At 46.7% G+C, this 21,239-nt stretch carries 23 protein-coding genes; 8 read left to right on the forward strand and 15 right to left on the reverse strand.

Features of this window, described 5'->3' with window-relative positions; translation table 11 throughout:
- Positions 1-9: 9 nt before the first annotated feature.
- From BLQ44_RS07905 to BLQ44_RS07925, 5 genes are all read right to left on the reverse strand, one after another.
- Complete coding sequence (locus BLQ44_RS07905; protein WP_093193355.1) at positions 10-120, reverse strand: cytochrome C oxidase subunit II; 111 nt, start codon at positions 118-120, stop codon at positions 10-12.
- Between the two features lie 599 nt (positions 121-719).
- Positions 720-2,039 carry a sensor histidine kinase gene (locus tag BLQ44_RS07910; RefSeq protein ID WP_143004710.1) on the reverse strand — a complete coding sequence of 440 codons (1,320 nt, stop codon included), beginning with the start codon at positions 2,037-2,039 and terminating at the stop codon, positions 720-722.
- A complete protein-coding gene (locus tag BLQ44_RS07915; RefSeq protein ID WP_093193356.1) occupies positions 2,036-2,440 on the reverse strand; it encodes a hypothetical protein in 405 nt (134 codons plus the stop codon). Before BLQ44_RS07915 ends, BLQ44_RS07910 begins: the two co-directional genes overlap by 4 nt.
- A gap of 12 nt (positions 2,441-2,452) precedes the next feature.
- Positions 2,453-3,109: a response regulator gene (locus BLQ44_RS07920; protein WP_093193357.1), complete on the reverse strand. Its 657-nt coding sequence runs from the start codon at positions 3,107-3,109 to the stop codon at positions 2,453-2,455.
- Positions 3,106-3,648, reverse strand: coding sequence for a hypothetical protein (locus tag BLQ44_RS07925; protein WP_093193358.1), 543 nt, complete (start codon positions 3,646-3,648; stop codon positions 3,106-3,108). Before BLQ44_RS07925 ends, BLQ44_RS07920 begins: the two co-directional genes overlap by 4 nt.
- Positions 3,649-3,918: 270 nt before the next feature.
- Here BLQ44_RS07925 and BLQ44_RS07930 point away from each other — a divergent pair, with 270 nt between their 5' ends.
- Entirely contained in the window at positions 3,919-4,272 is a 354-nt protein-coding gene (locus BLQ44_RS07930) for a DUF488 domain-containing protein (protein WP_093193359.1), read from the forward strand.
- 56 nt (positions 4,273-4,328) lie between these two features.
- Here BLQ44_RS07930 and BLQ44_RS07935 read toward each other — a convergent pair whose 3' ends face one another.
- From BLQ44_RS07935 to BLQ44_RS07945, 4 genes are all read right to left on the reverse strand, one after another.
- Entirely contained in the window at positions 4,329-4,895 is a 567-nt protein-coding gene (locus BLQ44_RS07935) for a cysteine hydrolase family protein (protein WP_093193360.1), read from the reverse strand.
- Between the two features lie 5 nt (positions 4,896-4,900).
- The gene (nadE, locus tag BLQ44_RS07940; RefSeq protein ID WP_093193361.1) at positions 4,901-5,653 is read right to left on the reverse strand and encodes an NAD(+) synthase; all 753 of its coding nucleotides are present in this window, start codon (positions 5,651-5,653) and stop codon (positions 4,901-4,903) included.
- Between the two features lie 216 nt (positions 5,654-5,869).
- Positions 5,870-6,031 (reverse strand): hypothetical protein, encoded by a 162-nt coding sequence (locus tag BLQ44_RS16535; protein WP_176757470.1) that lies wholly within the window; start codon positions 6,029-6,031, stop codon positions 5,870-5,872.
- Positions 6,032-6,249: 218 nt separating this feature from the next.
- The gene (locus tag BLQ44_RS07945) at positions 6,250-7,071 is read right to left on the reverse strand and encodes a YihY/virulence factor BrkB family protein (RefSeq protein ID WP_093193362.1); all 822 of its coding nucleotides are present in this window, start codon (positions 7,069-7,071) and stop codon (positions 6,250-6,252) included.
- 148 nt (positions 7,072-7,219) lie between these two features.
- Between BLQ44_RS07945 and BLQ44_RS07950 the strand changes: the two genes are divergently transcribed.
- Genes BLQ44_RS07950 through BLQ44_RS07965 form a run of 4 tightly spaced genes read left to right on the forward strand, consistent with a single transcriptional unit; the run spans position 7,220 to position 8,855 of the window.
- Entirely contained in the window at positions 7,220-7,654 is a 435-nt protein-coding gene (locus BLQ44_RS07950; protein ID WP_245688132.1) for a DUF948 domain-containing protein, read from the forward strand.
- Positions 7,655-7,669: 15 nt separating this feature from the next.
- The gene (locus BLQ44_RS07955; RefSeq protein WP_093193364.1) at positions 7,670-8,122 is read left to right on the forward strand and encodes a DUF948 domain-containing protein; all 453 of its coding nucleotides are present in this window, start codon (positions 7,670-7,672) and stop codon (positions 8,120-8,122) included.
- A complete protein-coding gene (locus tag BLQ44_RS07960) occupies positions 8,112-8,363 on the forward strand; it encodes a hypothetical protein (protein ID WP_093193365.1) in 252 nt (83 codons plus the stop codon). The genes BLQ44_RS07955 and BLQ44_RS07960 overlap by 11 nt, the downstream gene beginning before the upstream one ends.
- 15 nt (positions 8,364-8,378) lie before the next feature.
- Positions 8,379-8,855 carry a hypothetical protein gene (locus BLQ44_RS07965; protein ID WP_093193366.1) on the forward strand — a complete coding sequence of 159 codons (477 nt, stop codon included), beginning with the start codon at positions 8,379-8,381 and terminating at the stop codon, positions 8,853-8,855.
- Between the two features lie 29 nt (positions 8,856-8,884).
- Here the strand turns inward: BLQ44_RS07965 and BLQ44_RS07970 are convergent, their stop codons facing one another.
- From BLQ44_RS07970 to BLQ44_RS07995, 6 genes are all read right to left on the reverse strand, one after another.
- Positions 8,885-10,921, reverse strand: a complete 2,037-nt coding sequence (locus BLQ44_RS07970; RefSeq protein WP_093193367.1) for a bifunctional diguanylate cyclase/phosphodiesterase — start codon at positions 10,919-10,921, stop codon at positions 8,885-8,887.
- A gap of 100 nt (positions 10,922-11,021) precedes the next feature.
- Positions 11,022-12,176 carry an FtsW/RodA/SpoVE family cell cycle protein gene (locus BLQ44_RS07975; protein ID WP_093193368.1) on the reverse strand — a complete coding sequence of 385 codons (1,155 nt, stop codon included), beginning with the start codon at positions 12,174-12,176 and terminating at the stop codon, positions 11,022-11,024.
- A gap of 445 nt (positions 12,177-12,621) precedes the next feature.
- Entirely contained in the window at positions 12,622-14,118 is a 1,497-nt protein-coding gene (gene glpK, locus BLQ44_RS07980; RefSeq protein ID WP_093193369.1) for a glycerol kinase GlpK, read from the reverse strand.
- A gap of 78 nt (positions 14,119-14,196) precedes the next feature.
- Positions 14,197-15,027 (reverse strand): MIP/aquaporin family protein, encoded by an 831-nt coding sequence (locus BLQ44_RS07985; protein ID WP_093193370.1) that lies wholly within the window; start codon positions 15,025-15,027, stop codon positions 14,197-14,199.
- Positions 15,028-15,352: 325 nt separating this feature from the next.
- Complete coding sequence (locus tag BLQ44_RS07990) at positions 15,353-16,687, reverse strand: dipeptidase (protein ID WP_093193371.1); 1,335 nt, start codon at positions 16,685-16,687, stop codon at positions 15,353-15,355.
- A gap of 18 nt (positions 16,688-16,705) precedes the next feature.
- Positions 16,706-17,878, reverse strand: coding sequence for a TraB/GumN family protein (locus BLQ44_RS07995; RefSeq protein ID WP_093193372.1), 1,173 nt, complete (start codon positions 17,876-17,878; stop codon positions 16,706-16,708).
- A gap of 173 nt (positions 17,879-18,051) precedes the next feature.
- Between BLQ44_RS07995 and BLQ44_RS08000 the strand changes: the two genes are divergently transcribed.
- The 3 genes from BLQ44_RS08000 to BLQ44_RS08010 all read left to right on the forward strand — a co-directional run bounded on the left by BLQ44_RS08000 (position 18,052) and on the right by BLQ44_RS08010 (position 21,237).
- The gene (locus tag BLQ44_RS08000) at positions 18,052-19,074 is read left to right on the forward strand and encodes a fatty acid desaturase (RefSeq protein WP_093193373.1); all 1,023 of its coding nucleotides are present in this window, start codon (positions 18,052-18,054) and stop codon (positions 19,072-19,074) included.
- Between the two features lie 442 nt (positions 19,075-19,516).
- Positions 19,517-20,644, forward strand: a complete 1,128-nt coding sequence (locus tag BLQ44_RS08005) for a sensor histidine kinase (RefSeq protein WP_093193374.1) — start codon at positions 19,517-19,519, stop codon at positions 20,642-20,644.
- Positions 20,641-21,237, forward strand: coding sequence for a response regulator transcription factor (locus tag BLQ44_RS08010; RefSeq protein ID WP_093193375.1), 597 nt, complete (start codon positions 20,641-20,643; stop codon positions 21,235-21,237). Before BLQ44_RS08005 ends, BLQ44_RS08010 begins: the two co-directional genes overlap by 4 nt.
- Positions 21,238-21,239 lie beyond the last annotated feature (2 nt).

Genomic DNA, 21,239 nt, shown 5'->3' on the forward strand with positions numbered 1-21,239 from the left:
TCCCTCCTTTTATAAGCGAGCTATGTACAGAGCGTATACCCCTACCCACATAGCTACGATAATGAATCCGACGACAAACACGCTTATCAGTGTCCCTTTCAGAGACGGATCTTTTTTCATAACCGCATGCCTCCCTTTCTTCTTTTATTATAAAAAGAAACCGTCTATAACGTTATTAGGGAATCCCCCCATCTTCTTGTAGGGATTCCCTTATGAAATGAAAAGCGGAGACATCCCGCTTAGAAACCTCAGTCATAAGCGGAACTGTCAGACAAAGGTGCTCTTTCCTTTTTCTGATCAGTTCCGCTTATGGCTCGGGTTTCTGGATGTCGTAGCTGGATCATGAAAGGGAAAAGTGTAGAAGCCCCGCTTAGAAACACTGGCATAAGTAGCCCTGATCCGGGCTACTTATGACACGAGTTTCTGGGCTTCGCAACTAGACACGAAAAGCGGAGAAGGCCCACCTAGACATGAGGTTCAGAATAAGAAACTTAGAGAGTTATCATACACAAAACGGATCACAGAATAGAATAGTATCCCATAAGTTTTTTAATCATATAGTTTCGCTTTACGACTAAACAAAATCGTCTCAATAGAATAGTTATGCGACACTTTCCAGGAATACAAAAGAGAAACTGTCGCATAACGGCACCAACACCCACACCCCATTCAAAAAATCCATAAAAAAACAGAGCTGATCGAATCAGCTCTGTACACATTCAAGGAGTCTTCGGAAATGTCGCCGTAACAGCCGTCCCTGCTCCGGGCTTTGCATAAATGGTCAATTCTCCACCTGCAGACCGCGCCCGCTCTTCCATACTGAATGTTCCGACCCCTTTTTCACTTGTCCTTTTATCAAAGCCGGTCCCCTCATCACGAACGGCTACATAAATGTAATCCAGCTCCTCCTCTACCTGAACATCCACCTTATCGACACCTGCATACTTACGGGCGTTGGTCATGGCTTCCTGGATGATACGGTAAATAGCCGTTTCCACTTCTGGCTCCAGTCGTGTTTTCAATGTCGTATGAAGGGAAGACTGAAGCCCGTAGGATTCCCGGTACCGATTCAGAAACGATCGGATCGCCGGCATCAATCCAAGCTCATCAAGAGTGGATGGTCTCAGCTCCCAGGACATATCCCTCACCTTCTGAATAACGTTGCTCACTTCTTCTTCCATATGTTCCAGAATAGGATTATCCCCTTCCTGCTGAAGTCGGTGAACCCCGATCAACAAGCTGTACAGGTCCTGGCCGATCCCGTCATGGAGTTCCCGGGATAAATGACGTTTCTCCTCTTCCTGAACACTGAGAAGACGAGTAGTCATTTCCTTCAGTTCCGTCTCGAACCTCTTTCGTTCCGTGATTTCGTTCCTTATAGCCAGATACTGATAAGGTTTCCCCCCTTCTTTCAAAAAGGGGACGATGGTCGTTTCCACCCAATAGATGCTCCCGTCTTTTGCCCGGTTACATATCTCTCCGCGCCACACATGACCGGTGCCGATCGTTTTCCATAAATGCTTGAAAAACGCGCGGGAATGATAGCCTGAGTTCAGAATGCGGTGATCTTCTCCGATCAGATCTTCCGGCTGATACTTCGATATCTCACAAAATTTTCTGTTCACGTATTGAATGCGACCACGCTGGTCCGTAACAGCTACAATCGACGATTCATCGAGGGCATACTTTATATCAAGCAGTTCCTTCAATGGTTCGTAAAAGTCGGGCGCAAATTTCGTCCTCTCCTGGATATTCGTAATAGTGACCAGGTACATATCACTTTTTTCATAAACGACTACGAGGACAGGGAAGGCGTCACCTTGGACAGGAGAAATATATTTATCGATCAGTACATCCTTCTCGCAGCTCACCAGCTCCTCCCACGTAAAATCAAGGAAGATGTCTTCCACTCCATGGAGGGAAGACAAAGAGCCTGCCATATTCTCAGCTTTTTCATTGGCGAATAGTATCGTTCCATGTTTGTCGAATAGAAGAAGTCCTTCCTGTTTGGAGGTGAAAGAAGTCGTCGATCTGTTCATCTAGTTTCCTCCCCTTTCAGCTCCTCTATGAGTGGGGCTCTCCATTTCTTCCACGTGCTTTCCGGCGGAAGGTACACCTTTGTTCTATATCCGACCAACAGCACACTTGGAAGACTCGATCCGGCAGCAAGAGGCACAAGGAAAAGCGATTCCAGGCTCTCTGCATTCACCAGCGGATCATGTTCCGCTTCGTGTTTGGAAGGATAATACATCACCTGCCCCGACTGCATAACCTTCCCGACTATTCCAAGCCCGTATAGGATGTGCATATAACGGTACCTTCTGTTCGTCATGCCGGTAGCATACGTCCATTGAATAGAGGCTTCTTTCTTTTTCCATTCCGCTATCGCAACGACATCCGCGTTCAATTCTGATTTTATTTCATTAAGTAATCCTTCCACATTCACCGCTCCTTATATGGAATACCCGAACAACCCTTTTTTCCAGGCGTACTCCACCAGCTCCGGCCTTGTCTTCAACTGGAGTTTCTCCATCACATGAGCTTTATGCGCTTCGACCGTTTTCACGCTGATCACCAGTTTCTCCCCGATTTCTTTGTTCGAGTATCCTTTGGCAACGAGAGCGAGTACTTCCTTTTCCCGGTCGGACAACAATGAAAAACGATCTCCTTCTTTCCCGTCTTTCACTTTGGTCATATATTCTTCCATCAGCCGCTTCGTAGCAGAAGGGTAAAGGTAGGCATCTCCTTTCGCCACCTGAAGGATCGCTTTGATCAACTCATCGTGAGGAGCATTCTTCAAAATACAGCCGGAAGCCCCCATTTGAATCGCACGGAACAGGTACTCTTCATCATCATGCATCGTCAGCACAAGAATATACGTATCCGGAAATTGTTTTTTGATTTCTGAAGTGGCGGAAAGTCCGTCTTTCCCATGGGGCATCGATAAATCCATCAATATCAGATCCGGTGCAAGCTCTTCCGTCATCGCATATGCTTCATTTCCTTCTGATGCTTCTCCGGCCACTTCAAACCCGTCCTGAGCCTCCAGAAGCATTCGAAGACCGGACCTCACTACTGCATGATCGTCCACAACCAATATCGATATCATGAATCGCTCTCCTTTTTCTTCAACAGCCATGCCGTCGTCAGATTTCTCTCTACAGAAACACTAACACCAGCAGTATTCGCGAAATCCTGAGGAAACTCCTGCCTCTCTTCCGTGATGTGACCCGCTTCATAAAGCAAAAGCAGGGTATCCGATTCCACGGAAACCCGGATGAGATCCGGAGCTCCTTCATTTATGATAAACTGAATCATCTGCTGGAGAAGCCGGAACAGTAAAGGGTCCCCCTTGTTCCATTCATGAAAAGCAGCTTCCTGAAATTCAAACTGGATACCGTGCCGCTTGCCAAGCTGCTTCGCATAAGATTTCCAAGCGTGAAAAGCCCCCCATTGTCTAAGCGTTATAGGAGAATAGCAGGAAGATCGTTCACGCATATCCTCAATGATATAGGAAATAAGTGAAGAATCTTCTTCATTCGCTTTCCATTGAAGTCCTGTCAGCAACTGGCTATAGCGCTCATGCAGATCAAAGGAAGCTTCTTCGAGTAATTTTTCATAAAAATCATGAATGGTTGAATGTGACATCGGCCTCTCCCTCCTCCCTCTATTCTAAACGTTTGTGTAGCATTCTGAAATCGGGGAATACCCTTATTATAGAAAAGTGGAGATGCCCGCTTAGAAGCTCTAATATAAGTAGACGACCCTGGCTTCGGGCGATTTTTCCCGAAACGGGGTTGGCTACTTATATTACGGGCTTCTGGGTATCGGAACTGGACAACAACGAAAAGTGGAGACAACCCACGTAGAAACTCTTAAAAAAGTTGGAATTTACCCTGAAAATAACGGAGGGATACGATGTCTGTAGTACTGAAACGAATCTACGAAGAAAAAGAACCTCTCGGAGGGTACCGGGTACTTGTCGACCGCGTGTGGCCAAGAGGAATCTCTAAAGAAGAGGCTCACCTCGATGAGTGGGCCAAAACCCTCGCACCTTCGTCTTCCCTGAGAAAATGGTTCAACCATGAAAAAGAGAAATTCGAAGAGTTCAGCAACTCTTTTAAAGCAGAGCTGCAAGAACAGGAATCGAAAGACGAATTGCAGAAACTCAGACAGAAAAGCGAAAAAGGACGCGTTGTACTTTTGTACGGAGCCAGAGATAAGGAGTACAATCATGCCGTCGTGCTGAAAGACCTCCTTCTGGAAGAATAGAAAGAACCATCCTCCATAACAAAGAGCTGCCGGTTACCGGCAGCTCTTCTTATGATTCATTGCTTTTCGTTTCGCACATAATCTTCGATGCTGCATTTTTTCGTAGATGAGATATCTGCCTGAAGAGAACGTTTCACAATCCTCAATGCATTCTCGTTATCTTCTTTATGCTCTGAAGCCGATGTGTTTTCCGGCACCCACAGGTCATAACCGCGCATGTAGGCATCATTCGCGGTGAATAACACGCATATATCTCCGGCAATCCCTGCAATGATCAACTGTTCTACTTCCAGCTGCTGCAAAAGGATATCGAGCTGTGTTCCATAAAACCCGGAGTGCTTAGGCTTCAATATGAAATACTCATCTTTCGAAGGTTCCAACTCTTCAATAACAGGGCGCCCCTGCCCTTTCTTTACGTCTTCGATCAAGTCATCTACGTGATCCTGCCACAGTCCGAAGTTATCATTCACATAAATGACGGGGACATTCTGACTTTTGGCTTCCTGCTTCAGCGCTTTGACATCAGGAACGATGTCCTTCGTGTTTTCAAGCAGATTCTCTCCACCTTCAAAGTCCATGCTGTTGATGAAATCGATCAACAGTAGCGCTGTATTGCTACTCATACTTATTATTCCCCTTTCTCGAATTTCGGAGGTGTAGCAGGTGTGTGACGTTTGTGTTCACTCTTCTTATGAAGTTCCTCTATGATCTGTTTATCCTTTTCATCAATCGTTTCACCCCGTAAGTAGGCATCGATCGTATCGTAGGAAACACCGAGTTCATCTTCATCTGTCTGACCTTCCCACAGTTCAGCGCTTGGTGGACGCTCAATGACGGAATTCGGTACTTCGAGGTATCTCGCCATGTCACGGACTTCTTCCTTGGTCAAATGCGCAAGAGGTTCAAGGTCGGCAGCCCCGTCTCCGAACTTCGTGAAGTATCCCGTATACGTTTCCGGAGCATTTCCTGTTCCGATCACTAAGTAGTTATAGTTTGCAGCCATTGCATAAAGCGTGCTCATTCTCAGCCTCGCTTTCAGGTTCGCTCCTCCGAGCTGCTCATTATCTTCCACCCATTCTCCGTGCTTTTCCACATTTTCTTTAATTTCTCTGAAAGTCGTGTGATAGGAGTCGGTCAATGGTACTCCTATGTAGAACAACTCTGCCTTTTCAACAGTTTCCACGGCTTCCTCCTGATTGCTCACTTCCTGATCGATCGGCATAATCACTCCGAGTGAATTATCCGGAAAAGCCCGCTTGATAAGGTTTGCTACTACTGCAGAATCAAGACCGCCACTGACACCGACCACAGCTCCTTTGGCACCTGCGTCTTTCACTTTCTTCTCAAGCCATTCCACAAGATAGTCCACATGCTCTCTCATCTCATCTTCCACCTTCCTCTGTCATATTCTGTTAGTGGCTTTCCCTGTTCCTTTCCAGCTGAAACAAAGAGGTGTCTGAAAACGCAAAAGACCCTTTCCGGCTCCTGCCGAAAAGGGTCTCTTTATACGAAGCTTCCGGTTACCCGGATTAGGAATATCGCTTCTCGAACCAATCCTCATCACTAAGGGATCCTCTCCCCTTTATCGAAAACAGAGTTAACGATGCCCTGCTTCCAAAGCTGGTTGTTGGATAGGTTCCTGAGGAAGACGATTTTTGTTCGTGCGATTCTTCGCACGGGTCATTAGCTCATTACCAGCGACCAAAACTACAAACGTCGAAAATACAGTGAATAAAATCATGAAAAGAGATGTAACCATCGTCCCTTCCTCCTTCTTCAAGTAGTATTGAATTTCATTTCCACGTATATAATACCAAATATTATCCTAAAGTAAATAGAAAAATACTATTCTTCAAAAACCATTCGATTCCTTACGCATACTATCGCATGCTCCAAATGTTTTTCTCCACTAAAGAATGGCGTCATGACCGCTTTCCCATGAAAAAAGACCGGGTTCCCCCCCCGGTCTTTTTCTGATTATTTCGACTGTTTGTGCCTGCTTGTAATTACGTTGATTTCCGCTCCGATCATCAATATCAATCCGGTCAGGAAGAACCATAACATCAAAATGATGATACCCCCGAGACTGCCGTACGTTGCAGAGTAATTTCCGAAGTTACTGATATAAAAAGAAAATAATAAGGAAATGACCTGCCACAACAAAGCCGTAGTCAAAGCCCCGGGTATGATGCTTTTGAATGGGAGCTTTTTGTTTGGAGCTATGTGATAGAGAGCCATAAGCACGCCTGTCATCACTATAATTGCTACGACCCACCTCAATACTTGAAAAAGAATGACGGTCGAATCGGGAAGTCTGAGGAGATCCTGAATGAAACTGATGATGACATCTCCGAAAACAGGAAGCATAATCGCTACAATGATCGCTACAATCATTCCGAACGTCAGACCGATAGAAATAAGTCTCACTTTAACGAAAGATCTCGTTTCTTCCACATTATAAGCGATGTTCGAAGCCTTGATGAAAGCATTCACCCCGTTGGAAGCCGACCATATGGTACCCAGAATACCGATTGTCAATAATCCTCCACTTGGCTGTTCAACGACACTCACTACATTTTCACGAAAAATTTCGGCTGTATCCCCTGGAACATTCGTTGAGATGAAATTCATAATACGCTCGCTGTCTATCGAGAAATATGGTAATAAAGACAAGATAAGAATGAGCATGGGAAAGATGGCTAATAAGTAATAGTACGCCTGCGATGATGCGAGGACGGGCACATCATCTTTCTGGAACTCTTCGACCAGTTCCTTTCCATATGTTTTTAATTTGTTCATTACTAGAACTACCTCCCTTTCTGGTACCACTGCTGTTTACCTATTCCCGACAAGGTATCAGACTAACCGATTTTTTTGGGAAAACATGCTTGTGAAAGAGTTTCAAAAGATAATTTTAGTGGTATGATGAAAAGAGAAGTCGAAGGAGGTGGAACCATTGTCACTTGTTTCCATAAGTTTATTCATTATTGCACTATCTTTTGCATTGATTGTTATTTTTCTGGTAAAAACCATGAAAGCAGCTACAGAAATACTCAACAATGTTTCCCGTACGCTCGAAACCGTTGAAAAACAGGTCGAGGGAATGACGAACCAGACGGAAGATCTCGTAAGGAAGACGAATGCCTTAGCTGATGATGTTCAGCATAAAAGCGAATCGGTGGACCCGCTTTTCGAGTCTCTACATAGTGTCAGTTCTTCCGTAGGGAACGTGAACCATTCGATCGACAACCTCACCCAGCACGTGTCCAAAGCGTCCGACCGCAGCTCGGAACAGGTCGCCCAGGCGATGAAATGGGGAGACGCAATGATTGAATTGTATGCCAAGTACCGCAAAATAAGGCCGAAACAAACAACGAAATAAGAAAGGGGTTCGATTATGGATTATCTAGGAATCGGTGTATTGATTATAGGAATCGCATTCGCTATCATAGCGATCTTCCTGGTAAGAACATTGAATAATCTGGCTGACGTATTGAAAGGAGTCGACCGTACCGTCGATGAACTGCCATCCCAGCTTGATACGGTCATGAATGAAACGACTGATATCTTGAAAAACAGCAATACTGCGCTGGCAGACGTGAACGAAAAACTGAGAGCCCTGAGTCCTCTCTTTTATATTGTGGGTGATGTGGGAGAGTCCTCCCGTAAACTGACATCCTCCCTTGTAGATGTTACTTATGCCCTGAAGAAGAATACCTCAGAAGGCGAAGAAAAAGTCGGAGAACAAGGATGGAACGGCTTGTACGGTGCGCTGGCTCTCTCCTATTACCTTGTTCAGAAACGGAAAGCACTCAAAGACAACCTTCCGGAGCAGACCAATGGCCAATAACGAGAACCTTGAAACCGGAATCTCCGGAATCGGGTTTATTCTTGGAGCGGTCGGGGGATATTTTCTGTATCGTGATACCCGCTTGAAGAAACCGGAGTCGCACCGTCGGTTGAAGAAGAAACGTAAGAAGCAGGAACGTTACGAAGAAGGATCCCGCGTATATCATTCAATCGAAGCGGACAAGCTCCAACTGAAACAGGAAGCTACCCGGGCGGCACGCTACGAACATAATCTATCATAGAAAGAGGGATTAAAGATGGAACAGAACTACAATCAGAACCAAAACCGAAGAAGAGGAAACAAACTTCCTCTCGCTATGGTCTCCGGAGCGCTTGTAGGAGCAGCCGTAATCCTCGCTACAGACTCCGAAGAGAGAGCCAGACTGAAGAACGGCTCCTCCAATGCAAAACATAAAGTATCAAGTTACGCTACACGCGTGAAAGAAGATCCTCAGGGTGTGAAAGATGACTGGCTCGGTCGTATCCAACGTGCAGCAGCTGTCACGAAAGAAGCAGTTCAGAAAATCCAGGAAATCCTTGATGAGCAGGGTGCTCAGATCAAAGAAAGTGCTCAGGACATCCAGAGCGAGTCCAAAGAAATGATCGAGACCGCTAAAGACGCAGGAGAAGAGCTCCAATCGGTCGGAGATAAAGCGCAGGAAGCGAAAGAAGAACTCGCACACAACAACGATGCCGAAGAAACGAACGTTACAGATATCAACGATAAAAAATAATAATCTATAAAGAAGAAGGGTGCCTCTTTTCAGGCATCCTTCTTCTTTTGGAGGAATATTTCGAACTCTTCAAGCGAAAGTGGCCGGGCATAGTAATAGCCCTGAACAATGACCTGATGGGAATTCAAATAGACATGCTGCTCTTCATCTTCGATTCCCTCGGTGACAATCTCCATGTCGAGCTTCCGGGCCATATCAATAAGAGCTTCAAGCAGAATCATGTCTTTTTCCTGTTGTGGCACCCCATCCATGAAGGATTTATCCAGCTTCAACGTATGAATCGGCAGCTTCTTCAAATACATGAAAGAAGATAACCCGGTCCCGAAATCATCAAGAGCAATCCGCAGTCCTCTTTGTTGCATCTCTTCCAGGAGAGCCATTGCTCTATCGATATTTTTCATTACAGCCGTTTCTGTAACTTCGACCTCGACCCAATCCGAAGCGGGATCGACGCCCATTTTCTCGAACGTTTCAAAAATCATTTCATTCGCACCCTCCGCCTGAAAATGTACGGCAGATAAATTGATGGATAACCGTGGAATATATTCCCCTTTCCTCTTCCATTCCCTTAAGTGGCGAAGCGTTTCAGAGAGAACCCAGGAGGTGATCGGCTGAATCGTCCCATTTTTCTCTGCGATGGGGATGAATTCTCCCGGGGAAACGAAACCGAGCTTTTTATGATTCCATCGTACCAGCACTTCTGCTCCTGCAAGTGACACATGCGGCAGTTGGAATTTGGGCTGGAGTACAAGACTGAATCCTTTCATCCCTTCCTCTATATCCCGCTTCAAATATTCATCAATCTCCATTTCTCTGCGATTCGAATGTAAAAAAGGGTCATAGTAGACGAACTGATTCTTCCCATTAGTTTTCCCATACCTTAGCGCTTGTTCCAGATTCCCGAATAGGTAAGGAATATCTTCTTTTCTTTCAGAAATCGCCGCTCCAATAGTGGTCGAGAAGCGGATAGAAGTATCGCCTACAAGAAAAGGACGTTTTAAAGATTCGTGAAACTGCCGCACTTCCTTTTTCGCTTCGAGATTGCTTTCGGTCGGTGTCATAAACAGAAACTGATTCCCCTCATATCGGACAACGATATCCCCACTCTCTTTATGTTCCGATAGATAATCAGCGAATTTCTGAAGCAGTTGATCTCCTTGAGAGTACCCGAACGTTTCATTGATCCACTGATACTGATCGATATCGATTAGCATATAAAGGACCTTCCCGGCTTTATGAAGCGTCTCCCCCTCTTTCTCCATGAAACGATGCACCCAGTGACGATTGTTCAAACCGGTGAGAGCATCCTGGTAAGCGATCTTTCTCAACGTTACGTGCCGGGATTGGATATAACTGAATATGAACAGGAGTCCAGTGACGACAAGAATGACCAGGGCAATTCCAAAAATGTCCAGAGAAACGACTGGGGTGCCTCGAACAGAAGAACTGTATTGCGCAGGAAGACAGAAATCGGTGGCAGCCATGCCGAGGTAATGCATGCCCGATACACTGATTCCAAGCACGACTGCCACCGGAACAAGGGCTACAGGCTTTTTGACATTTTGCATCTTTCTCAAAAAGATAATCCCTAAATAAGCCACGCCTATCGCAAAAATAATGGACGCACCAACCATCCCTGGATCATACACCAGAAAGCCGTCGTATGTAATGGCAGTCATGCCGAGGTAATGCATACCTGAAATACCCAATCCTATCAGTATACTCGCCACGAAGATTTTCCATCGTTTGTACGCCGTCATATATAAAGTGATGAATGCTAGAAAAGAAGCGACCAGGACCGGAAGTATGGATAGCCCCGTCAGTATCCAATCATAAGAAACGAAGATCTTCAGACTGAAAGCAGACATACCTATAAAGTGCATCGCCCACACGGTCATCCCCATGATTACAGAGGTGACTACTATCATCACCCTGCTATAACTTTTCATGACTACAATTCTGCGATTCATGTATAACGTCAGATATGAACCTAAAATAGCAACGAGAATGGAGGCGACAATGAGTTTCGTATTATAGAATTCTTCTAATATGATAAATTCTTCCATGAAAGCCCTCCTGTCTATCGTTCCTTGTACAGTATAAAGATAAATTCATCCGTTTGGAAGCACAAATCGTTCTAAAAAAAGACGCCTTTCAAAAGGCGCCTCATTTCTCACTGAACATATAGGTGCGATGATGGAACGTCACAGCAAAAGCGAAACCCATGGCCATAAGAGTGGCCAGCAAAGAACTACCCCCATAACTTACAAATGGAAGAGGGATCCCTGTAATCGGCAATAACTGAATCGACATTCCGATATTCTGAAAAACGTGGAAAGTAATCATAACGATGATTCCTACCAGCACGTAGGAACTGAAATGGGTGTTCGCACGCTGAGCGATGACAGTAAGACGGTAAATCAATAGAAAGAACAACAGGAGCACGACACAAGTACCGATGAACCCGTATTCTTCTCCGATAATACTGAAGATGAAGTCCGTCTGGCTTTCTGGCATGTAGACTTCACGCTCTCCCATGCCTTTCCCGAAAAGCTGACCGGAACCGATGGCACGCATCGCTTTGACCAGCTGGTAACCGGAGGAATCTTCGTATTTCAGCGGCTGCAACCACGAATAAATACGGCCGAAATGGTACTCCTTGACGCCCAGATATTTCTCGAGAACCTGTGGAGCCTGGAGAGCCAATATGATAATCGACGTTCCAAGCGTCGCTATCCCTGTGTAAATCGGTATAATGACACGCCAGCGCACCCCGGAGATCAGAATCATACCAACCATAATCGCAACAAACACGAGGGATGTTCCAAGGTCCGGTTGTTGCATAATCAAAAGTAGTGGTACGCCGGTGATACCTACGATTTTTCCAAGCAGCAGAAAATCGGACTTGAGCGCCGGACCTCTGAAATTTTCATTGTGTTTCGATATTACGTTCGCAAGCATCATAATCGTGAAAATCTTCATGAATTCGGAAGGCTGAACTGATAAACCTGGAAAAGCGAACCAACTCTTCTGCCCTTTAATAACCGGTGCTATCGAAGGCGGAGCGAGAATCAGAGCGATGAGCAGCACAATTCCGAATATATACAAATAAATGCTGGCTTTTTGATACAGGTCGGGATCGAAATACATCATAACGGCAATCACGAAAAACCCGAGTCCGTAAAAAACCAGCTGTCTGAAAACGAATGGATCATTGTATTGTTCACTTTGTTGAGCACTATACAAAGCGATACAACTGACAGCGATAAAAGCCAGAATCGCGAAAAACAACTGCCAGTCAAATCGTTCTTCCCATCTCACATGCTAACTTCCTCTCCGGCGCATATTTCTTCAGAGTCTATTATAACGCTTAAAAATAACTTAGAAAAGCGAAAGCGGAGGATTGCTTTTGAAATGACAGATGGCCGTCGATCACGCATCCAAAAGAAAGGACGCAGACTTTATCTGCGCCCTCTCTGCTTTTCTGGTTTTCAAGCGAGGTGTTTCCACTTTTTATACTGTCTAGCTGCGAAGAACAGAAGCCCGAAATATAAGCAGCCACCCCTGTTCCGAGAAAGATCACTCGAAAGCAGGGCCGTCTGCTTATATTTGAGCTTCTGAACGTTCTTCTCCGCTTTTCTTGTCTAGTTGCAACACCTAGCCCTTAGCGACATAAGTAAAAACCATCCATAAAGAAGAAGTTCACTTCTTTAAGCTGATTTTTACTTATGCGAGAAGGGCTGAACAGGTGTTTCCACTTTTCCTATCACTTAAACTCGCGAGTGGCAGCGACAGCTTTTTTCCAGCCGTCGTATAGTTCTTTGCGGTTTTCTTCGTCCATGTTCGGGTCGAATGTTTTTTCTACGTCCCACTGTTTCTTGATGTCTTCTTTGCTGTCCCAGAATCCGATGGCTAGTCCTGCCAGGTAGGCAGCGCCAAGAGCCGTCGTTTCCTGAACGACCGGACGTTCCACCGGTGTATCCAGGATGTCGCTCTGGAACTGCATGAGGAAGTCGTTCTTCACCGCTCCACCGTCCACGCGGAGTTTCTTCACGTCGATATTGGAATCCGCCACCATCGCTTCAAGGACATCCTTCGTCTGATAAGCCAGCGATTCCAGGGTAGCACGGATGATATGATCTTTCGTAGTCCCACGCGTAAGTCCGAACATAGCTCCTCGAGCATCACTATCCCAGTAAGGCGTACCGAGACCCACGAACGCAGGAACCATATAGACGCCGTCTGTCGAATCAACATTGGTTGCGAACTTTTCACTGGAAGGAGCATCTTCGATCACTTTCAGACCGTCACGGAGCCACTGGATAGCAGATCCCGCTACGAAGATACTACCTTCAAGCGCGTATTCGACTTTGCCGTCAATCCCCCAGGCAAGCGTCGTGAGGAGACCATGGTCAGATTTCACGCCTTCTTCTCCCGTGTTCATAAGCATGAAACATCCGGTTCCATACGTGTTCTTAGCCATTCCTTTTTCGAAGCATGCCTGTCCAAACAAGGCAGCCTGCTGGTCTCCGGCGATCCCTGCAATCGGCACTTCCTCCCCGAAGAAATGGTAATCGACCGTATTAGCGTAGACTTCTGAGGAATCTTTCACTTCCGGAAGCATACTTTCAGGTACACCAAGAACATCAAGAAGTTCTTTGTCCCACTCCAGGTCATAGATGTTGAACATAAGCGTGCGGGATGCATTGGAGTAATCCGTGATATGCGCTTTTCCACCGGAGAACTTATGGACAAGCCACGTATCGATAGTACCGAATAGAAGATCTCCGTTGTCCGCCTTTTCTCTGGCACCTTCCACGTTATCGAGAATCCACTTCACTTTCGTTCCTGCGAAATAAGGGTCGAGAAGAAGCCCTGTTTTGTCGCGGAAGGTATCGTTATATCCCTGTTCCCGAAGCTCTTTACAGATCCCTTCCGTCTGACGGGATTGCCATACGATCGCCTTATAGACTGGCTTACCTGTATTCTTGTCCCAGACAACTGTCGTTTCCCTCTGGTTTGTGATTCCGATTCCTGCGACCTCGTGCGCTTCGACGTCTGCTTTCCTCAACACTTCAGAAATACAGGCAAGGATAGACGTCCAGATTTCGTTAGCATCATGCTCGACCCAGCCCGGTTTCTGGAAATACTGTTCAAATTCCTTCTGGCCGGTCTCCACAATTTCCCCTTCGTGGTTGAATAGAATCGCTCTTGAACTTGTCGTCCCCTGATCCAGTGATAAGATGTACTTCTTCTCTGCCATAATTCATTCTCCTCTCAAAAAATTATATGTTTATACGATTACTATCAGCTATTCAGCTTTATGCCAGTAACCGTTCTATCAACTGATTTTCTCTTCCATTCCATCAGACGGCGTCGGTTTTTTTTTCAGTTCCGACCTTGCTGCCAGGAATAGAACAGCTGCAATAATCACACTGCCTATCCAGAAAGCTACGCTGTAATTATTAAGAAACAGACTATTATAGAATAACGCGCCATATATACCACCGATGATCGGACCAAGTACAGGAACCCAGGCATAACTCCAGTCTGAACCGCCTTTACCTGGAATCGGCAGAAGGGCGTGAGCGATTCGTGGACCGAAATCACGGGCAGGATTGATGGCATATCCTGTCGTACCACCGAGACTCATACCGATCGCCACAATCAACAGACCGACAATCGCCGGATTGAGACCATTCGTGAAGTCATTGGCTCCGATGAACAACAATCCCATCACAAGTACAAAAGTACCGAGAATTTCACTGATCAAGTTCGAGAACGGGCTTCTGATAGCCGGGTCGGTAGAGAACACTGCAAGTTTTGCTCCCTTATCTTCTGTCGCCCGCCAGTGAGGTAAATAGTTCAGGAATACGATGATTCCTCCCAGGAACGCTCCGATGACCTGAGCTGATATATACATCGGTACCTTCGCCCAAGGGAACTCACCGATTGAAGCAAAACCTAAAGTCACGGCAGGATTGATGTGAGCCCCGGAAACACTTCCTACAGCGTATACCCCCATGGTAACGCCGAGTCCCCAGGCCAGTGTAATCAATACCCAACCCGTTCCTTCCGCTTTCGAATCTTTCAATACAACGCCCGCTACAACACCGCCACCAAAAATGATAAGTATCATCGTGCCAATCAACTCTGCTAGAAATTCATGCATTGCTGTCTCTCCTTTTCCCTTTATTTGTAAGTGAAAACGAAAAAAGATCCACATGATAAGGCACACTGCTCCCAATGCGCTTACTCATGTGAATCTCCAAATCTCCACCACACGTTTTAACTTGTTACAAAACACTATAGCGGATTGTGTAAGCGGTGTCAAATGGATCCCGCATTATTTTAATGGAAATTCCTATGAAATAAGCACACCTTACCTTTTTCCTCTTATTCTGATGGGGTAAACATCCGTTTCTTCTTTTTTCCAGAAACTATTACAAAAAAAACGTAAACACCCAAATTTCCATGAGTGCTTACGCTTTTGCTCTCTAAAAAGATTCCAAGTATTTCTCAACGGTACGTATTCCACGACGAAAGTTCTCCAGATGGAAATGTTCATTCGGAGCATGCATATTCTCAGATTGCAGACCGAAACCCATCAGGACCGGCTGCGCTCCCAGCTCATTCTTGAAAACTTCTATGATCGGAATCGAGCCTCCCTCTTTCGGAAAAAGGGTACGATTCCCGTAGAAATCATCATAAGCACGGGCAGCCTTCTGAATGAATTCATTATCCGCATCCATCGTCACGGCACGGGCTTCAATCGTTTTATCCAGACGCACCGCACCTCCGCGTGGCAGATGATTTTCCACATGACGTTCGATGCGTTCAAACACCTTGCCGGGGTTCTGATCACCGACGAGACGACAGCTGATTTTGGCTGAAGCCTCTTTGGGTACGATCGTCTTCATTCCGGCGCCCTGGTACCCACCGGTAACACCATTGATCTCAAGCGTCGGCCGGATTCCCGTCTGCTCAGGCGGAGTGAATCCTTCTTCTCCATAAAGGTCACTCAGTCCGCCTTCCTGCTTCATTGTTTCTGCAGAAAAAGGGATACGCCCCATTTCTGAACGCAGTTCTTCTGTCGCTTCAGGAACCCCTTCATAAAACCCTTCGACAGCAACTTTCGCATTTTCATCATGGAAAGAATCAAGCACTCTGACCAGATGGTGAACGGCGTTCGGCACCGCTCCCCCATAGGCGCCCGAATGAAGATCGACGGATGCCGTAGTCAGCGTCATTTCGAAAGCGAGAGCTCCCCGAAGCCCTGTAACGATCGCAGGTGTCTCTTTATCCATGAGTGGTGTATCAGAAACAAGCACCGCATCACAGGAAAGCTTCTCCTTATGTTGTTTCACAAAAGGGACGAGGTTGGGGCTGGCAATCTCTTCTTCCCCTTCGAAACAGAATTTGACGTTCACGGGTAACTCCCCGTGTTTCTCCATGAGAGACGCCACCGCTTTGACGTGGATCATCAGTTGTCCTTTATCATCGGTGGCTCCACGGGCATAGACCTTATCGTCACGGATTTCCGGTTCGAAAGGCGAAGACTCCCACAAATCCAGCGGTTCCGCGGGTTGGACATCATAGTGTCCATAAACCAAAAACACGGGCTTGTCCGGTTTATGTAACCAATCTCCATAAACGACCGGATGACCTCCCGTTTCCAGAATCTCCACGTTTTCCAAGCCGCTGTTCTTCAGATCTTCCGCCAGCCACTCAGCTCCCCGCCGTACATCATTCTTATAAGAAGCATCCGTCGAAATGGATGGAATACTTAAGAACTCCACTAAATCATTGATATAGGCTTCTTCCTTTTTCACAATAGATCCCTCCTGAAGCTATAGATTCTCTAGAAACAGACGAATCACATCTGCCCCACCGATGAAGGTACCGAGCGAGCTTCCGATGTTGGTGAGAGCAATGACGAGGAGCACTCTCGTCGCTTTGTTATTCCAGAATCCTTTTACGGACGTCACGTCGTCGGAAAGGGATTCGAAATCCGCAACGTTCGGCCGTTTGATATAGGCCTGTACAAATCCTGCGAACCACCCGGCAGCGATCATCGGGTTCAAGGAAGTAATCGGTGCTGCTATGAAGGCTGTCAGGATCGCCAGAGGGTGAGCCCAGGCGGCTGTCGCTCCGATGGCGGATACAATACCGTTCCACAGTACCCAACTCAAGGTCTGCTGCGTTCCCGCTTCCGGGTTCATGGAAAAGGTGACCGCAATCAGGGCGATGATGAAAATCGGAATTGCCCAGCCGATGATCTTCGGCCACGGAGATTTCTTCGGACGTTCCTTCAGCGCTTCCAGATCATGCTCGTGATGCACTTCTTTCGTAATCCCCGGCACGTGTGCGGCCCCTAGCACAGCGACCACTTTGTCCCCGGGAGCCGTGCGGATCTTTTCTGCAAGATACTGATCCCGTTCATCGATGAGCGGTTTCTTCAGTTTCGGGAAATTCTCAGTGAAATCCTCGAGCATCGCATCGAGCATATCCTGCTGTTTCATCTTTTCGAGCTCTTCTTCCGTAATCGTCTCCTTGGAGAAAATACCCGCGAACAGCGACAGCATAAGTTTCGCCTTCCCTTTGAATCCAAGGTTACCCCAGATACGGGCAAAGGTGAGCTGGATGTTACGATCGGCCAGGACAAGCTCTGCTCCCGTCTCTTCCGCCGACTCGATACCCTGCATCATTTCCTGACCGGCTTTAATTCCGAACTGTTCCGCCATCCGCTTCTGAAAGGAAGAAATAGCCAGATTCATGAGCAGAAGCGTCGCTTTCTTCTGTTTGATGATCTGAAAAATATCCGTATTCTTCCATTGGTTGCCGTCGATGATCGACTGGTACCGCTGCTCATCAAGCTCGACACAGACACTATCCGGGTTTTCCCGTTCAATCACTTCCCTCACCTGTTCGGCACTGGCTTTCGATACGTGCGCCGTACCGATCAGGATCACTTCTTTTTCCCCTATCATAATTCGAGTTATATTCTCTTCATGTTCTTCCATACAGTAACCTTCCTTTTTTTCAGGCTACTGTTCATTTTATACTAAATCACCTTATCTGAACACATTAATCCACCCGTGATATTTATCACGGATAACTCCTGACATTTGTGTCTTATACCTGCTCCTAAGTTTGGGTACGATAGAAGAAACATTACAAAACAGGGGGAACGACCATGGAAAAAGATAAACAGAAACAGCTCAAAAAAAGCGTTGCCGCCTTCGCGAAACCTGACACCAGAGCTGGAGTCATCCAATTGATCAACACGATTCTGCCCTTCGTCGGACTATGGGCACTCGCATATATGGCACTTGAGATTTCTGCTTGGTTGGCAGTACCGATCGCTACACTCGCAGGTGCTTTCGTCGTACGGATTTTCATCATTTTCCACGACTGCACGCATTCTTCTTTTCTACCGAGCCAAAAGGCTAATCGTACAATAGGGATTATCAGCGGTATCCTCACGCTATTTCCTTTTGATAAATGGAAACGAAGCCACTCTATCCATCACGCTACGAGCGGAAACTTAGACAAGCGTGGAACCGGAGATATCTGGGTGATGACCGTAGAAGAATACTTAGAAGCGTCCATGTGGGAGCGATTCGTCTACCGTATGTACCGGAACCCTATCGTCATGTTCGGGTTCGGACCGATTTACCTGTTTCTTATCTCCAATCGCTTCAACCGTAAAGGGGCCAAGCGCAAAGAACGGATCAATACGTACATGACGAATATTTCTGCTGTGCTCATTTACGGAACGATCATCTGGACGCTCGGACTGGAAGCATTCCTTCTCGTACAGCTGCCAATCCTTTACGTATCAGGCATGCTCGGCATCTGGCTTTTCTATGTCCAGCACCAATTCGAAGACTCCTATTTCGAAGACGAATCCGAGTGGGACTTCGTCAAAGCAGCCGTGGACGGAAGCTCGTACTATCGTCTGCCGAAAGTATTGCAGTGGATCTCCGGAAACATCGGTTTCCACCACGTGCATCACTTGAGCCCGAGGGTTCCGAACTACAAACTCGAAGAAGCGCATGAATCCACTCCGCCTCTGAAGCACGCGACGACGATCACGCTGCTGACGAGTCTCGAATCGGTACGATTCCGCCTGTATGACACGACGAACAAAACGTTCGTATCCTTCAGGGAAATCAAGCCGTTACTTAAAAACAGACAGTTTCAGAATAATATGTAACCAGGGAGGCTGCTCTTACTATGGGGCAGCCTCTTCTGTTGTGGTAATATAAAAAGAAAAGTGAAGAAGCCCGCTCAGAAGCTCTAATATAAGTAGCCGAGCCTGGCTTCGGGCGATTTTTCCCGAAACGGGGTTGGCTACTTATATTACGGGCTTCTGGGCTTCGTAACTAGACATGAAAATAAAAGCGGAGCCATCCCGCTTAGAAGGTCTGGCATAAGCAGGGGTTTCTCTTTTCAGGTGTCTTTCCCTGAAAAAGAAATCACTGCTTGTGACACGGGCTTCTGGATGGCATAGCTAGACATGTAAAGAAAAGCGGAATCCCCCCGCTTAGAAAGCTCGTAAAAGGTCCGCAGAAACGTCCGTAAGGTCCGCATTTTGAAAAACCATCGCATAAACCACCGGACATGACCCATTACCCGAAGAAAGGAGCGACCCATCAATGCAACACTGGTATCACATCTTACCTAAACACACCGGCCTCGGTGCTTATATATGGATCATCTTCTGTGTGCTCCCTTTCTTTTTCATTTTCAGATCCTCCTCCGTCCTGGAAATCATTTTCGGAATCCTGATGACGTTCATCTTCTTCCTTTGTTACAGACTCTCTTTCTCTTCGGACAGCCGGATGATTTATGTATTCGTCAGTGTCGAAATCATCATCAGTCTCGTCATGACTTTTCTATTCGGGTACGTATACTTCGCTCTGTTCCTCGCTTATTTCATAGGTAGCATCCGTCATTTAGGTGGTTTCGTCGCCCTTTATACGGTGCATCTGGTGACGACTTTCGTGGCAACGGTGCTCACCTTCTTCCTGCAGATGGACTCTTTATTCCCTTATCTGCCGTTCGTGACGATTGCCCTCATCGGAGTGATTCTTCTTCCGTTCACTGTCCGCTATCGAAGGAATCAGGAGAAGCTGGAGGAAGCACTCGAAGATGCCAATGAACGTATATCCCAGCTTATGATCACTGAAGAAAGAGAAAGGATTGCCAGGGATCTGCACGATACGCTCGGGCAGAAGCTGTCGATGATCGGGTTGAAGAGTGAACTCGCCGATAAGCTTGTCGAAAAGAAACCGTCCCAGGCGAAAGAAGAGATGAAAGATATTCACGAAACCGCACGGACCGCTCTCAAAGAAGTCCGGGAAATGGTCTCGGATATGAGAGTAGCTTCTCTCGAAGACGAATGGTTCCGGTCCCGTCAGATGATCGAGACGGCAGGAATGGATTTCAAAGAAGAAGGAGATCCTTCTGAACGGAAACTTCCTCCACTCATCGAACATGCCTTGAGCATGTGTCTGAAAGAAGCGATCACGAATGTCGTTAAGCACAGCGACGCGACTTCCTGTCACATTTCTATAGAACATTGCCGGGAAGAAACATCTCTTACGGTAACTGACGATGGAAAAGGGTTCAGAAAGGAAGACTTCTCAGAAGGCAGTGGCCTGAGAGGGATGAAAGAACGTCTCGAATTCGTCAATGGCTCCATCGAAGTAACAAAACACAACCCTACACGTCTCATTTTTCACGTACCAACCATTATTAAGCAAAAGGAGCGTCTTTCATGATCAGAATGATTATTGCAGAAGACCAGCGTATGCTGCTCGGAGCTCTCGCTACTCTTCTTGACCTTGAAGAAGAAATCGAAGTCGTCGGCCAGGCAGGAGACGGAGAAGAAGCCCTGCGCCTGGCACGCGAACTCGAACCCGATATTTGTATGTTCGATATCGAAATGCCGAAAAAAGACGGCCTGGATGCGGCAATGGAATTGAAGGACCATCCTTCCAAAGTCATCATTCTCACTACGTTCCGGAGATCCGGCTACTTCCAGCGGGCCCAGGATGCCGGCGTCTATGGCTATCTTCTGAAGGACAGCCCGAGTGAAGACCTGGCCGCTTCCATCCGGAAAATCCATGGAGGAGCAAAAGTGTACGATCCTGAATTGATCGATCTCGCCTTCACTCCTCAAAGCCCCCTCACCGAACGTGAGAATCAGGTCGTTTCTCTGATGGCAGAAGGAAAAAGCACAAAAGCGATTGCTCTTGAGCTGTTCATCACCCCGGCTACGGTCCGCAACTACGTTTCTATCATTCTCGATAAACTGGAAGTCACGAACCGGATCGAAGCCATCCATCGCTGTCAGGAGAAAGGATGGATCTGACT

The sequence above is a fragment of the Salimicrobium halophilum genome, from assembly GCF_900100295.1.
Taxonomy (GTDB): domain Bacteria; phylum Bacillota; class Bacilli; order Bacillales; family Halobacillaceae; genus Salimicrobium; species Salimicrobium halophilum.